A 12,866-nucleotide genomic window follows, 5' to 3' on the forward strand; every position below is an offset into this window, starting at 1 on the left:
AGTTGCGGGCATTTCTCATCCCCGTGGGAGAATTGACCTGCCCGGGGGCAGCCGGGCATCAGTGCTAATACAGTGGGCCGAAAAGTGTTTGCTAACCACTTCGATGAATGAGATGACGTTGCCTCAACTGCAGGAAAAAACCCGCGCCAAATTTGCCTCTTCCGGAAGCACCTACTTCGCCGTCATGCTCGCGACGCTCGCCGTCGTGGTGCTGTTGTCGAACATCGGAGCATCCAAGGGAGTGATGGTCGGGCCGATTCTCGGCGATTTCAGCATCATTACCGACGGCGGCTTCTTCCTCTTCCCCCTCGCCTACATTCTGGGCGACGTAATCAGCGAGGTCTACGGCTTCAGAGCCGCCCGGCTAGCCATCGTGGTGACGTTCCTGCTGTCCGCGTTCGCCTCCCTCTGTTACCTGATTATCATCGCGCTCCCTGGGTTCAACGACGATTTCGGCACGTCAAAGCAGGCCGCCCTTGAAGGCGCTCTCGGCCCGGTCCCGTTGATCGTCTTGGCTTCACTTCTGGCGTTCGCCGTGGGGCAGACCCTCAACGCGTGGGTGCTGGTCCGGATGAAGGCCCGATTGGGGGAGCGCGGCCTGGTAGGCCGTCTGCTCGGGTCAACTGTTGTCGGCGAGTTCGCCGACACCCTAATTTTTTGCGCCATTGCTGCGTCGGTTATTGGTATCACCACTTTTGGCGGTTTCCTGAACTACCTGATCTTCGGTTTCCTCTATAAAACCTTGATCGAGGTGTTGTTCGTTCCGGTCACGGCACTGGTGATCAGGGCCATCAAGAAGCGCGAACCGAGTTACGCGGCATCCTAGCCGCGCCGCCGTCCCGTTACTTCCTGGAGATGGGCCGGAAAAGTGCCGGAGCCGCAGACGAGTGGTGGGGCGGCCACTCGTCTGCGGGTTAGGCACTTTTTCGGTGGAGCAAGGCCGCCCGGCGCAGGGCCGTGGTGAGCCTGGCGCGCAACTCTGCCTCCCTGAACAAATCCGACCATTCAAACCGGATGAATTGCCAACCGTCCTCCATTAGCGCTTTCTCCCGGCGACGCTCCTGAAAGAGCACCTCGTCGGTGGGCGCGTAAGCGAAGTACTTGATCTTGCCGTCAAACTCGAGGGCCAGCAGCAGCTCCCGCCACGCAAAGTCGAGTCGGTGGTCACCATGTCTGGTCCGGACGGCGACCTGCTCCTCAGGTATCGGTAGCCGCAGGCGTCGGATGATGTGCCGGGCCAGGGTTTCACCCGGGGACTCGGCCAGGGCGCTGGCGTGAGCGAGGACCTTTCTCGCGTTTGCGATGCCTTTGTGGCCGGTGAGGTGCAGGGCTATGTCCCGCATCAGTGCGCGGTCGCCGCCTTGGTGCAGGGCATTATCCGCAATGATCAGCGACAGCTGGTAGAGGAGTATTCGTGCGCAGTCCACCACGGTGCGTTCCAGCGAGGTGACGCGCAAACCCTGTCTGATGGACACGACCTCGGGCGCCAACGGTGAGTAGTGGGCTTGAACGTCTGGACCATGTCCGTGGGGTGAGGTGGGAAAACTTTGAGTGACGTGGATCGAGTCATCCACGTTCCACAGGTGCAGCCCGTGGACGCGGGCAGCCGATGTATGGCTGTACACCAGCGTTGACTGACTGGCCGGTAGAAGTGAGTGGTGGTGTGCGTAAATGCGTTGCAGCGCCCGTGTTTTGGGCGACTGTTGTTCCCAGAGTTGGCCCGACACATAACATCCGCGACGCAACCGAACCAGGTCTCCCGTCTGGACGAGTCGAGCCACCTGCCGATCGCTGACGTTCCGGTCGGCGAGTTCCGCGGTGGTCCAAGGGGTCTCTGAGAGGTTCAGCCAGGACGGGCACTCGGTATTCATGCAGTCAGCATGCGCCGGTCCAAGCCCGATGGGGTGGATCGAAGCCATTATGTGGACAACTCGACGCCCCTGGCGGCTGTAGAGGAGGACTCGAGGCCCGACCCGGCCCGGTTGGGTGGATCCGACGCGGCCCACGTTACTCCGCCAGCCTGGAAAAGTGGCCCACGTGCAGGGTCGCTGTCGCGCAACCACTCACCTGCGGGTCAGCCACTTTTCTGCGTGGGAACTGCGGGTCAGCCACTTTTCTGCGCGCGGAAATGCGGGTTAGTGCTTCGTGGCGTAATAGCGGCCCAGGACCTCGGCCTTAAGGTCGAAGAAGGTGCCGTCGCCGATCGCGCCGCGGGCGTCGTCGACCAGTTTCACGATGAATCGCTCGTTGTGGATTGAGATGAGAGTGGCCGAGACCATTTCCTTCGCCTTATACAGGTGATGGATGTAGGCGCGGGTGTAGTTGGTGCAGGTGTAGCAGTCGCAGCCGTCCATCAGAGGGGTGAAGTCCCTCCTGAACCGGGCATTGGACAGATTCCATCGACCGTCCGGCGTGTAGAACGCTGAATTGCGGGCCACCCGGGTGGGGGAGACGCAGTCGAAGGTGTCGGCGCCGTTTTCGATGCCGGTGAACAGGTCGTTCGGCTCCGAAATGCCGAGCAGGTGCCGTGGCTTGTTCTCGGGTAGTTCGTCGGCGCACCAGCCCAGAATGGTCCCGAGATTCTCCTTCTCCAGGGCGCCGCCGATGCCGAACCCGTCGAAGTTCATTCCACCGAGGTCCGTGGCGGCTTTGCGCCGCAAATCTTCATACTGGGCGCCCTGGACGACGCCGAACAGCGCCTGATACGGCTTTCCCACGCGTTCGTCGGTCAGCCGGTCATGTTCGGCGAGGCAGCGTTTGGCCCAGAGCCGGGTGCGCTCCAACGACTCCTCCTGGTAGCCGCGGGAGTTCATCAGCGTGGTGAGTTCGTCGAAGGCGAACATGATGTCGGCGCCGAGCTGATGCTGGACCTGCATCGAAATTTCGGGGGTGAACCGGTGCCGGTCCCCGTTGAGGTGCGACTTAAACCACACGCCATCATCGTCGATGTGGGCTAGGCGCTCCTTGCCCGCCGCCACCAGGTGATCGGAGCTACCGGCGTCGGCGACGGTCATGGTGATGACCTTTTTGAACCCGGAGCCCAGGCTCATTACTTGGAAGCCACCCGAGTCGGTAAACGTGGGTCCGTCCCAGTTCATGAAGCGACCCAGCCCGCCGGCTTCGTCGAGAATCTCGGGTCCGGGCTGCAAATACAGGTGGTATGCGTTGGCGAGGAGCGCCTGTGCGCCCAGCTTCTTCATGGACTCGGGGAGCACCGCCTTCACCGACGCTTTGGTCCCGACGGCGATGAACGCCGGTGTGCGGATCTGACCGTGTGGGGTGGTGATGGTGCCGGTGCGGCCATACAGTTGTCCGCCTGCGGGGCCGCTCAGCCGCTGATCGACGGTGAACGAGAAGGAAGATTGCTGCGTATCTGTTGGCACCAACCTATTTTGCCAGCAATCAGGACGACGGTTTGCCCGCACGGTCGAGGTCTGAGGTGACCAGCGGGTCGGCGTCCGGATAGAAATCGCGTCGTACTCTTTCCCAGCTGTTCCAGACGCCGTGCAGGGCTCTGGCGCCCAGCGCGTAGGTCGAGGCGATGACCATCGCGGCGGGCTTGTCCCGCACCCCGTCCGCGATCGGCTGTTCGGCCAGAATCAGCAACCCATCACCGTGGTCGGCATACTGCGCCACCGTTAGCCCGAGCTGTCGTTCGGTCCGGAACCACACCCGGCCCGTCAGTTCCTCGCCACCCGGCATCGTCAGCGTGTAGGAGTCGCCGGGTTCACCAACCGACCCGGCGCCGAGCCGGTCAACGGCGGACCGCCCATCGGCGGGGGTACCGGAGAAGAACGCCGTGTGGCGGTCGGTGTTGGGGTGCCGTTCAAGCGCGAAACGCAGCTGTTGGAGGAAGGAAATCCACCCCTCCGTGATGTCTTCGTGCCAGTCCGCGAGGTCGGAACCCGGTTCAGGCTGCCCGCGCTCGACGGTGACGGCCGTCCCGTCCGGGCCGGGCACCACCGTGAAGGTGTCCCCATCCTCAAGCGTCAGCACAAGGTGGTCTGGCGCCTCAGCGACATCGGGGGAGAAGAAGATCAGGCGGATCTCCTCGGCCAGACCATCGTAGTCCCACCCATGCCATTGGGCGATCTTCGCTGGTTCGCGCAGCATCACCCAGACCTGACGGGCGTCAGCGTTTATGTGAACGCGAAGGGGATTTGGGGCATCAGCTGCGGCCGTGCCGGCGGTACCGGGCGAGTGATTCATGGCGACACTCTACTCCCGCAGCGGTTACCCCTCCAGGGGCTTACAGTGCGCGGATCGCGATGAGCTCATTGTGGATCCGCCGGGTAAGTTCCTCAGTAGTCAGCGTCTCGGATCCGCCGTGTGAACGCAGGTGGAACAGCGCTGTCAGCCGCACCACCCGCCAGTCCTTCTCGGCCGCCGCGTCGCCGGCGGTTGCGGCGCGGCCAATTTCAGGATCGTAAAGGTTGGGGGCGTTGAGCTGGCGTTGCCGCACCGTTGCCGCAAGTTTGGCTTTCAGAGGGTCGGTTTCGGCGTCGTCGGCGGTGCGGAGCGACGCCGAGTAGGCCTCCGCGCGAGCGGCGTCGCCGTCGTCGTAAGCCAGATAGGAGGCGAGCGCCAACGCTCCCTCGATCCACTTCCAGCGCCCAAAGTTGCCGTCAAACGGTAGCGGGGTCAGCAGATCGCAGACCCGTTGCGCGTTGGTTGCGTCAGCGAAATCAACCAGCAGGCTCAGCGCGAGGTCATAGACGTCCTGTAGATTGCTCCCCGATTTGACGTTCACGCCGTTTGAGAGCCGCTCGGCGATACCCTGCAGCTGAGCACTCTCCGGGTGTACGGACACCGCGTGGGCAATGACCGCTTCCGGGGTACCGTCCTGGGCGGGGATCGAACCGGTCCCAGCCTCAGCGTCGTCCACAGCAACCTGGACCTGCGAACCGGCAGCGATGCGAAGAGAATCACCGGAGTCGAGGGTCGCGACGACGAGGGCGGGGGTCCCGAAATCGTCATTCTCGATTGTGGTGTCCACCACCTTGGTAGGGTCCTCGCCGGCTGGACCGATGATGTGGTGGCCGGCGGTGACAGCTTCGGCGCTGAGCCTGCGTACCCGTGTCGGTTTCCGGTTCTCACTCATTGGTTAGCGTCCCCACCCTGCATAGGCCAGCGCCTGGCGGAGCAATCCACCGCGCCCACCCGAGAATTCGGATTGAACGCCGGGGCTGAGCGCTTCGTCAGGGGTCATCCAGGACAGCTCCAAAGCGTCCTGGCGGGGCTGGCACTCCCCGGTCACGGGAATGAGGTAGGCGAGGGCGACGGCGTGTTGCCGGTCGTCGGTCATCCCGGTTTCCGACGGAGACGGAAAATACTCCGCGACGGTAAACGGCACTGGGCAGGGCGGCAGCTGGGGGAGAGCGAACGGGCCCAGGTCCTTCTCCAGATGGCGGACCAGCGCAGCGCGGATGGTTTCCCGATACATCACACGTCCGGACACGAACGTCCTGACCATCTCCCCCTGATCGTTGGCCTGCAGCAGCAAGCCAACCTCTGTGACATACCCCAGCGAGTCGCACCGCACCGGGATGGCCTCAACGTAGACCATGGGGAGGCGGCGGCGGGCTTCGTAGAGGTCTTCTTCCGAAAGCCACCCGGGATTGGGGTCAGGGGTACGAACGTTCATACTTTGTTTTATCGCAGACGAGGGCTTGATGGCGGGCGGCGCGCTGCTCTTCGGCCCTTGGCTGAATCGGGGGCGACTGTCAAAGACTCTCCCGACGGGAGCGAAACGCGCAGGAAATGGTCGGCGTCAGCATCGGCTAAGACCGCGTGGAATCCAGCGTTCAGTACCCTGTCGCGGAGGCCGGAAAGGTCACCCGCATACACGAAGCCCACGTCCACGCGCTGGTGTTTGCCTGCTTGGACCGATATCTGTCCCCCGTTTTTGGCTGCGAAGTGGTCCGGAACCGCAGGGAGTGGCCGTGCCCCAATGTCACCCAGCGCTTTCGCCGCCGACGCAGTATCGGGCGTGTGCCAACTGCACGCCACAGACAGGTCCGGGTCGACGCCGGAAAGCGCCGCCCGCTCACCCTGATGGACAGTGAATGCGAATCCGGGGGGTCGTGACGAGGACGACCGTGACGCCGTCGGGCTCGACCATTTCCGCCGCCGTTCCACTCTCGCGGGTGCGGCGGGCAAATACGGTCAGGTCGCCCGCTTCGAAGCCGATGACGCCGAGTCCCTCCGCGGCTTCGCGGAGGGCAATCCGGCCGCCCCCTGCGTCGAAAAGGCTTTGGTCAGCATTCCCTTCCGCCCGCAGCAGGCCGAGGGCACGGAAAAGGGAAGCCATCTGCTCGGTGTCGGTGGTGAGCAGGGTAGGACGCGCCCGCAGCATGAGGTTTCCTCCAGAATTCTGGGTCGGGGAGTTCGCCGAAGCATAGGGGATTACAGTAGCCCCATGAAGGCCGAACTGCTCGAACTGCTGGTCGCCGATGCTCCGGCCTGGCGAGGATGGCTTGGCGCCAACCACTCCACCTCGCCCGGGGTCTGGCTGATTCTGCACAAGAAGGGCGGGTCGGTCACCGACCTGACCTACCAGGCAGCGTTGGATGAGGCTCTTTGCGTTGGTTGGATCGACGGGCAGGTCCGACGGCGGCATGCCGGAAGCACCTTCCAGCGGTTCACCCCGCGCGGGCCTCGCAGCATCTGGTCATTGCGCAACATCGGCCACATTGACCGGTTGACCGCGGAGGGACGGATGACCCAGGCAGGGCATGACGCCGTCGCCGCCGCGAAAGCCGACGGCCGGTGGGAGCGGGCCTATGCAGGACCGGCGACGGCTGAGGTTCCCGCTGACCTGGCCGCCGCCATCGCCGCCGACCCCGCGGCGCTGGCCATGTTCGGGGTCCTCTCCTCCCAGAATAGGTACGCGTTAATCTTTAGGTTGGGACAACTCAAAACCGAGGCCGCACGGGAACGAAATATCGCCAAATTCGTGGCGATGCTTGCCCGCCACGAAACGCCGTACCCCCAACGCAAACGCCCCTGATCTGCCCCGAACCCATTAGGTCATATTTGTGTGACTAATTAGGGCTCATTCCCGTGTAAGGTAATCCTTACCCGCACTAATTTTGATCACCCTCGGAGGCATCCCGCATGACCAATAAATTTGCTGCCCTCGCTGCCGGCGCCACCCTCTTCGCCCTAGTGGGCTGCGGGGCGACAGGTGAGCCCACAGAGCAGAGCAGTTCAGGACCCGCCGCGGAGCTGGAAAGCGATGATGCGTTGACCCTTTATTCCGGCCGGGATGAGGAACTGATCCAGCCGCTGATCGACATGTTCGAGGAAACCAGTGGCGTGGCAGTAGATGTCAGGTATGGCAACACCGCTGAGTTGGGTGCCTTGTTGCTCGAAGAAGGGGAGCAGACACCCGCCCAGGTCTTCCTGTCCCAGGACGCTGGAGCGCTGGGCGCCCTCGGTGGCGCCGGTCTGTTCGCCACCCTCCCCGAGGATCTCACGTCAGGCGTCCCCGCCGGTTTCACCTCCATCGATGACAGCTGGGTAGGGGTCACCGGCCGCGCCCGGGTCATTGTGTACGACGGCGAGGAGCTCGCCGCCGATGAGGTGCCCGTCACGGTTGACGAGCTCACCACCCCCGAGTGGGCTGGCCGGGTGGGCGTTGCCCCCTCGAATGCCAGCTTCCAGGCCTTCATCACCGCATACCGCGTGTTGAAGGGTGAAGAAGCAGCCGATGAGTGGGTGGCGGCACTGGCCGCCAACGATCCCCAGATCTTTGAGAACAACGGGGCTGTGCTGACCGCTGTGAATGAAGGAATTGTCGACACCGGATTAATCAACCACTATTACTGGTTCGGACAGGCGGCGGAAATCGGCGAAGAGAACATGCGCGCCGAGCTGTCTTTCCCCGAGGCTGGTGACCCGGGATCAATCGTGAATGTCACCGGAGCGGGGATTCTCTCCGGCGCCGCTCAGGACGCTGATGCCCTGGAGTTCGTCGAGTTCCTTGTCTCGGCCGATGCGCAGCAGTACTTTGTCGAGGAAACGTTCGAGTATCCCCTTGCGGAAGGCGTTGAGGCGCAGGAAGGCCTGCCGGCTTTGGACTCGCTGGTCAACCCGGATCTGGACCTGTCCGACCTCGATTCACTTGAGACTACCCAGGAACTGCTCAGCAAGCATGGGCTGATCTGACTTTACAGAGCGGACGACACCCGATGAGCATGATCCGCGTGAGGCGTGTCGGCACCGCGCCGGCGCGACTTCCGCGCGCGCCTCGGGTCAGACCCCCCGGGTGGCTGGTGGTGCTGGCCATCCTGTGCGCCTCGATCGCTGCCATCCCATTGGGGTACCTCGTTGCGCGGACCGCAGACGCCGGATTCACCGAACTCGCCGATACTCTTCTGCGGGCGAAGGTGGTGCAGCTGGCACTGAACTCGGTGCTACTGGCCGCGGCAGTTACTGGTTCCTGCCTGGTGCTGGGTACGGCGTCGGCATGGGCGCTGACCCGGGTCCGCCTCCCCGCGGCCCGGGCGATGCTGTTGATATCGGCGCTGCCACTCGCCGTGCCTTCCTATCTCGCGGCTTATGGTTGGCTGGTCTGGCTGCCGACCCTCGATGGATTCTTTGCGAGCTGGCTGATCATGACGGCAGTCTGCACCCCCTACGTAACGTTGCCGGTCGTTGCCGCCCTCCGCGGCGCGTCGGGCGACCTGGAGGCGGTGGCCCGGACCCTGGGCTGTGGGCCGTGGGGGGCCTTCCGCTCCGCAACCTGGCCACGAGTAAGGCCCGCGGCTGTGGCTGGCGCGCTCCTCGTTGCCTTGTATACGCTGTCCGACTTCGGCCTGGTGGCAATGTTGCGGTTTCAAACCCTGACCTGGGGCATCAATTCGGCCTACGGTTCCAGCTTTGACCGTAACCAGGCCGCCCTGTTGGCTCTTGTGCTTGTGGTCCTGGCGCTGACCGTGGTTGCCGGCGAGAAGCGGTTCCGCGGGCAAGTCAACCAGGGCACCGCCCGCGGCCGGATGCCTCTGATCCCGGCCGGGCGGTGGATCACCGTCGTATTCGCTCTGGTGCTCAGCGCGCCCGTGGTCGCCGTCGTCGTCCCCGTCAGTGGGCTCACCAGCCGCCTGCTGGAAGCCGAAACCCTGCGGGAAATCGACCTTGCGCGTCTCGGCGAAGCAGTCGGAACCACCCTGGGCCTCGCCCTTGCTGGCGCGCTCGCGGCCTTGGTGCTGGCTCTCCCCATTGCCGTCCTGGCCGCACGGTACCGGGGCCGGCTGGTAGCCGCGGTGGAAGCAGTAGGGTTCCTCGGCCACGCGCTGCCCGGCATTGTGGTGGGCCTCGCGCTGGTGTTCTTCGCGCTGGCGGCGGTCCCTGCGCTCTACCAGACGGTTGTGGTGCTCATCTTCGGGTACGCAGTACTGTTCATGCCGAAGGCGATCGGCACGATGCGCAGTGGCATTGCGGCGGTTCCGGGGAACCTGGTTGACGTGTCGCGGATGCTGGGACTGTCGCCACTGCAGTCGTGGTGTCGGGTGACCGCCCGGTTGGCACTCCCCGGCATTGGGGTCAGCGCGCTACTGGTGGCCATCGCCGTCATGAAAGAATTACCTGCGACGCTGCTGCTGAGCCCCACCGGCACGTACACCCTCGCCACTGAGTTGTGGTCACGGACCACAGTGTTCGAATTTGGGGCTGCCGCACCCTACGCGGCAACCCTGGTGCTGCTGGCCGCCGTCCCGGCGGTGGTGCTCTCCGGGTTCCGAGGCGTCGCGAAGGAGGATCTGTGAGTTGGGTAGTCATTGACGGGTTACGCGTCGCCTATGGCGACACAACTGTGCTCGACGGGGTCCACCTGGAGATCCCCCGGGGCGCCCTCACCGCTGTGCTCGGTCCGAGCGGTTGCGGCAAAACCACCCTGCTGCGCGCCATCGCCGGGCTGCTCCCTGTGGCCGGCGGCACCATCAGCGTGGGCGACAATCTCCTCTCCTCGCCCGCTGTTCGGCTAGCCCCAGAAAAGCGCGGTGTCGGCTGGGTGCCCCAGGACGCGTCGCTCTTCCCCCATCTATCGGTTGGGGACAACATTGGTTTCGGACTTAAACGCAACGCGGACCGGGCTGGACGGATCGCAGACCTGGCCGCGCTCGTCGGCCTTGGAGAGTTGGTGGACCGCGCACCGTCCCAGCTGTCCGGCGGCCAGGCCCAGCGCGTGGCACTGGCCCGGTCACTCGCGCCCCGGCCGGATCTGGTGCTTCTCGATGAGCCGTTCGCTGCACTTGACCCCCAACTACGGTCGACGCTGCGCCGTGAAGTCGCCGAACTGTTGCACGGACAAAGCAACACCAGCCTCCTGGTCACCCACGACCAGGAAGAAGCGCTGTCCCTGGCCGACTACGTAGCGGTGATGCGGGACGGTCAAATCCTGCAGTGGGGCACCCCTCGAGAGGTTTACGACCGACCGGTCAGCCGGTGGGTCGCAGCGTTTGTCGGTGACACAGTGGAAGTGGACGGTTACTGGTCCGGCGGACTGGTGGAGTGCGGCCTCGGCCTGGTGGAGGCCGAAATGGTTGACGGCAGCGAACCGAAGGACGGCTCACCGGTATGCGTGATGCTGCGGCCGGAATGGCTACACCTGCAGGGCGGTGGAACCGAAGCAACCGTCACTTCCGTGTCCTATGCCGGCCACGACGCCCTGGTCAGTGTTGAACTGCCCACCGGGTTGACCGTCCGAGCCAGGATGGCCGCCCCCGACCTGCCGAACCGCGGCGACACGGTATCGCTGGGCATCAGCCACCGGGCGCTCGCCTACCCGGGTGTCTCCCCCTCACCTGTTTCTCCGGCGATCACGCGGTAGGCAGCTTCCAGGATCATCCACGCCTGCAACTGTGTGGACAGTTCGGCGCCGCCCGCGAGCGCGTCGTCCCCGGTTCGTGTCGGGAACGCCAGCACCGCGGTGCCGGGACGGCGTCGTCGGCCACGGTCGACGGATGCGGGCACCTCGGTGCGCCCCGACCACAACGAGGTTGCCGTCGTCCTGACCAGGGCTGCGGCGGTGCGCCGAACGGTGACCGGCAGCGAGGGATCCAGCGCTGCGAGGCTGAGGTAGCGGGCCAGGATCCCAGTGAACAGACCGCCGTCGCCACCCCCATGCGTGATCAGGACCCCGTCCAGGGCCAGGTGTTTCCCGACGGCGATGATTAGGTCAGCGGCGGCGGCCAGGTTGGCGTCCCCACCCAACTCAAGGAGGGCGCCGAGGACCGGCCCCTGATTGTAGGTGTACACGGTCGGGACCAGCAGTTCGCCGCCTGCCGTGAGCCGGATGCCATCCTGGTATAGGCCCGTCTGTTGGTCCCTGAGCCGGTGCCCCAGCCAATCCACCAACTCCTGCGCCCGGACAGGATCGCCCCGCCGGGCGAAGAACAGGGCCGCGGGACCGGTGGCCGGGGTGTTCTTGAAGTCGCGGTCGGTATTCCAGTACAGCCCGCCACCCGCGTCCGGCGTGTGCGCCGACAGGAGCGCCCGTTCCAGAGCCGAAATCGCGTGTCCGCCGTCCTGTCCGATGAGCGGTAGCCGGTCCACTGCCAGGGCCAGCCAGGCCATGTCGTCATAATAGGAGTTTCTCCAGCGCAGTCCGTTGCGCAGCAGGATCCCGCGCAGTAGACGCCGGGCCGTTAGCGCGGACACCGGGTGCCCCACCTCACGCCGTTCCGATTCCCGTAGTGCTGCGTCCACCAGCGCATCGAGGTAGTGGGCCTGCCACCAGTAGTGCCAGGCAGGGTCCGGGCGCCCACGGGGACACCGCACAGCCCCTAGATGAGTTCCTGGCAGCCCGAAGAGGCGGTACCCGAAGCGGGATCGGACGGACTCCGCAGCGGCCTCGGCCCGCAGTCCCGCCGCACGGAGCTGGAGTTCCTCCCCCGAAGTGAGCATAAATCCACCTTAACCGGATACCGCGCGAATGGTATTGAGCAATCTGCCAACCACCGTGCCCGCCGGGTGCAGTATGGGCTGCGTCACAGTAGTGTTTGGTGGGCATCAGGTTACGCCCGAGCCCGCCTGACCGACAGATCGCCCAACGGCATCGAAGCCCAAGGAGACTCCATGGACATCAGCAACACTGTGGCACTGGTCACCGGGGGAGCCTCGGGTCTGGGCCAGGCCACCGCGAGGAAACTGTACGACGACGGCGCCACGGTGGTCCTGGTGGACCTGCCGCAATCCACCGGCGCCGAACGTGCCGCCGAACTCGGCGACCGCGCCGTCTTTGCCCCGGCAGACGTCACGGACCCCGCCCAGGTGCAGGCCGCCGTCGACGCCGCCGTGGCGCTGGGCCCGCTGCGCACCGTGGTCAACTGTGCGGGGATCGCCACGCCGGGCAAGGTCCTCGGACGCGACGGGGTGCTTCCGTTGGAGCAATTCGCGAGGGTCATCAAGATCAACCTGATCGGAACTTTCAACGTGATCCGGCTGTCCGCGGAAGCGATGGCGGCCACCGAACCCGTCTCCCCACCGAACGGTTCACCTGAACGGGGGGTGATCGTGAACACCGCCTCGGTGGCAGCGTTCGACGGGCAGATCGGTCAGCCCGCCTATGCCGCCTCCAAGGGTGCTGTCGCGGCGATGACCCTGCCCATCGCGCGGGAACTCGCCCGCTCGCTGATCCGGGTGGTCACCATCGCGCCAGGAATCTTCGAAACCCCGATGATGGCCGGGCTGCCGCAGGAGGCACAGGACTCTTTGGGCGCCCAGGTTCCCCATCCGTCCCGGCTCGGCAAACCCGCCGAATTCGCAGCCCTGGTCTCCCACATTGTGCAGAACCAGATGCTCAACGGCGAAACGATCCGCCTCGACGGTGCCATCCGCATGGCACCGAAATAGCTGTTACCGCA

General features: G+C 64.8%; 13 protein-coding genes. 6 read left to right on the plus strand and 7 right to left on the minus strand.

Annotated features, from left to right (window positions below; all coding sequences use genetic code 11):
* Positions 1-112: 112 nt before the first annotated feature.
* Positions 113-826: a queuosine precursor transporter gene (locus ACX80A_RS05950; RefSeq protein WP_459258753.1), complete on the plus strand. Its 714-nt coding sequence runs from the start codon at positions 113-115 to the stop codon at positions 824-826.
* An 88-nt stretch (positions 827-914) separates the two neighbouring features.
* On the opposite strand, the gene ACX80A_RS05955 is transcribed toward ACX80A_RS05950, so the two are convergent.
* The 6 genes from ACX80A_RS05955 to ACX80A_RS05980 form a co-directional block, all read right to left on the minus strand.
* Positions 915-1,871 (minus strand): type IV toxin-antitoxin system AbiEi family antitoxin domain-containing protein, encoded by a 957-nt coding sequence (locus ACX80A_RS05955; protein WP_459258754.1) that lies wholly within the window; start codon positions 1,869-1,871, stop codon positions 915-917.
* A 264-nt stretch (positions 1,872-2,135) separates the two neighbouring features.
* Positions 2,136-3,383, minus strand: a complete 1,248-nt coding sequence (gene tgt / locus ACX80A_RS05960; protein ID WP_459258755.1) for a tRNA guanosine(34) transglycosylase Tgt — start codon at positions 3,381-3,383, stop codon at positions 2,136-2,138.
* A gap of 19 nt (positions 3,384-3,402) precedes the next feature.
* Complete coding sequence (locus ACX80A_RS05965) at positions 3,403-4,209, minus strand: SRPBCC family protein (protein ID WP_459258756.1); 807 nt, start codon at positions 4,207-4,209, stop codon at positions 3,403-3,405.
* 40 nt (positions 4,210-4,249) lie between these two features.
* Positions 4,250-5,101 carry a DUF6707 family protein gene (locus tag ACX80A_RS05970; RefSeq protein ID WP_459258757.1) on the minus strand — a complete coding sequence of 284 codons (852 nt, stop codon included), beginning with the start codon at positions 5,099-5,101 and terminating at the stop codon, positions 4,250-4,252.
* Positions 5,102-5,104: 3 nt separating this feature from the next.
* Positions 5,105-5,644: an NUDIX hydrolase family protein gene (locus ACX80A_RS05975; RefSeq protein ID WP_459258758.1), complete on the minus strand. Its 540-nt coding sequence runs from the start codon at positions 5,642-5,644 to the stop codon at positions 5,105-5,107.
* Between the two features lie 402 nt (positions 5,645-6,046).
* On the minus strand, positions 6,047-6,355 hold the full coding sequence (locus ACX80A_RS05980; RefSeq protein WP_459258759.1) for a hypothetical protein: 309 nt from the start codon (positions 6,353-6,355) through the stop codon (positions 6,047-6,049).
* Between the two features lie 63 nt (positions 6,356-6,418).
* Here ACX80A_RS05980 and ACX80A_RS05985 point away from each other — a divergent pair, with 63 nt between their 5' ends.
* From ACX80A_RS05985 to ACX80A_RS06000, 4 genes are all read left to right on the plus strand, one after another.
* Positions 6,419-7,009, plus strand: a complete 591-nt coding sequence (locus ACX80A_RS05985) for a YdeI/OmpD-associated family protein (RefSeq protein WP_459258760.1) — start codon at positions 6,419-6,421, stop codon at positions 7,007-7,009.
* A 107-nt stretch (positions 7,010-7,116) separates the two neighbouring features.
* Positions 7,117-8,169 (plus strand): extracellular solute-binding protein, encoded by a 1,053-nt coding sequence (locus ACX80A_RS05990; protein WP_459258761.1) that lies wholly within the window; start codon positions 7,117-7,119, stop codon positions 8,167-8,169.
* A 38-nt stretch (positions 8,170-8,207) separates the two neighbouring features.
* Positions 8,208-9,767 carry an ABC transporter permease gene (locus ACX80A_RS05995; protein WP_459258762.1) on the plus strand — a complete coding sequence of 520 codons (1,560 nt, stop codon included), beginning with the start codon at positions 8,208-8,210 and terminating at the stop codon, positions 9,765-9,767.
* The gene (locus ACX80A_RS06000) at positions 9,764-10,831 is read left to right on the plus strand and encodes an ABC transporter ATP-binding protein (protein WP_459258763.1); all 1,068 of its coding nucleotides are present in this window, start codon (positions 9,764-9,766) and stop codon (positions 10,829-10,831) included. Before ACX80A_RS05995 ends, ACX80A_RS06000 begins: the two co-directional genes overlap by 4 nt.
* Here ACX80A_RS06000 and ACX80A_RS06005 read toward each other — a convergent pair.
* The gene (locus ACX80A_RS06005) at positions 10,783-11,907 is read right to left on the minus strand and encodes a glycoside hydrolase family 76 protein (protein ID WP_459258764.1); all 1,125 of its coding nucleotides are present in this window, start codon (positions 11,905-11,907) and stop codon (positions 10,783-10,785) included. The two genes, ACX80A_RS06000 and ACX80A_RS06005, sit on opposite strands and share 49 nt — an antisense overlap.
* Positions 11,908-12,078: 171 nt before the next feature.
* Here ACX80A_RS06005 and ACX80A_RS06010 point away from each other — a divergent pair, with 171 nt between their 5' ends.
* Positions 12,079-12,855 (plus strand): SDR family NAD(P)-dependent oxidoreductase, encoded by a 777-nt coding sequence (locus ACX80A_RS06010; protein WP_459258765.1) that lies wholly within the window; start codon positions 12,079-12,081, stop codon positions 12,853-12,855.
* The last annotated feature ends 11 nt before the right edge of the window (positions 12,856-12,866 follow it).

Source organism: Arthrobacter sp. TMN-50, from assembly GCF_054511125.1.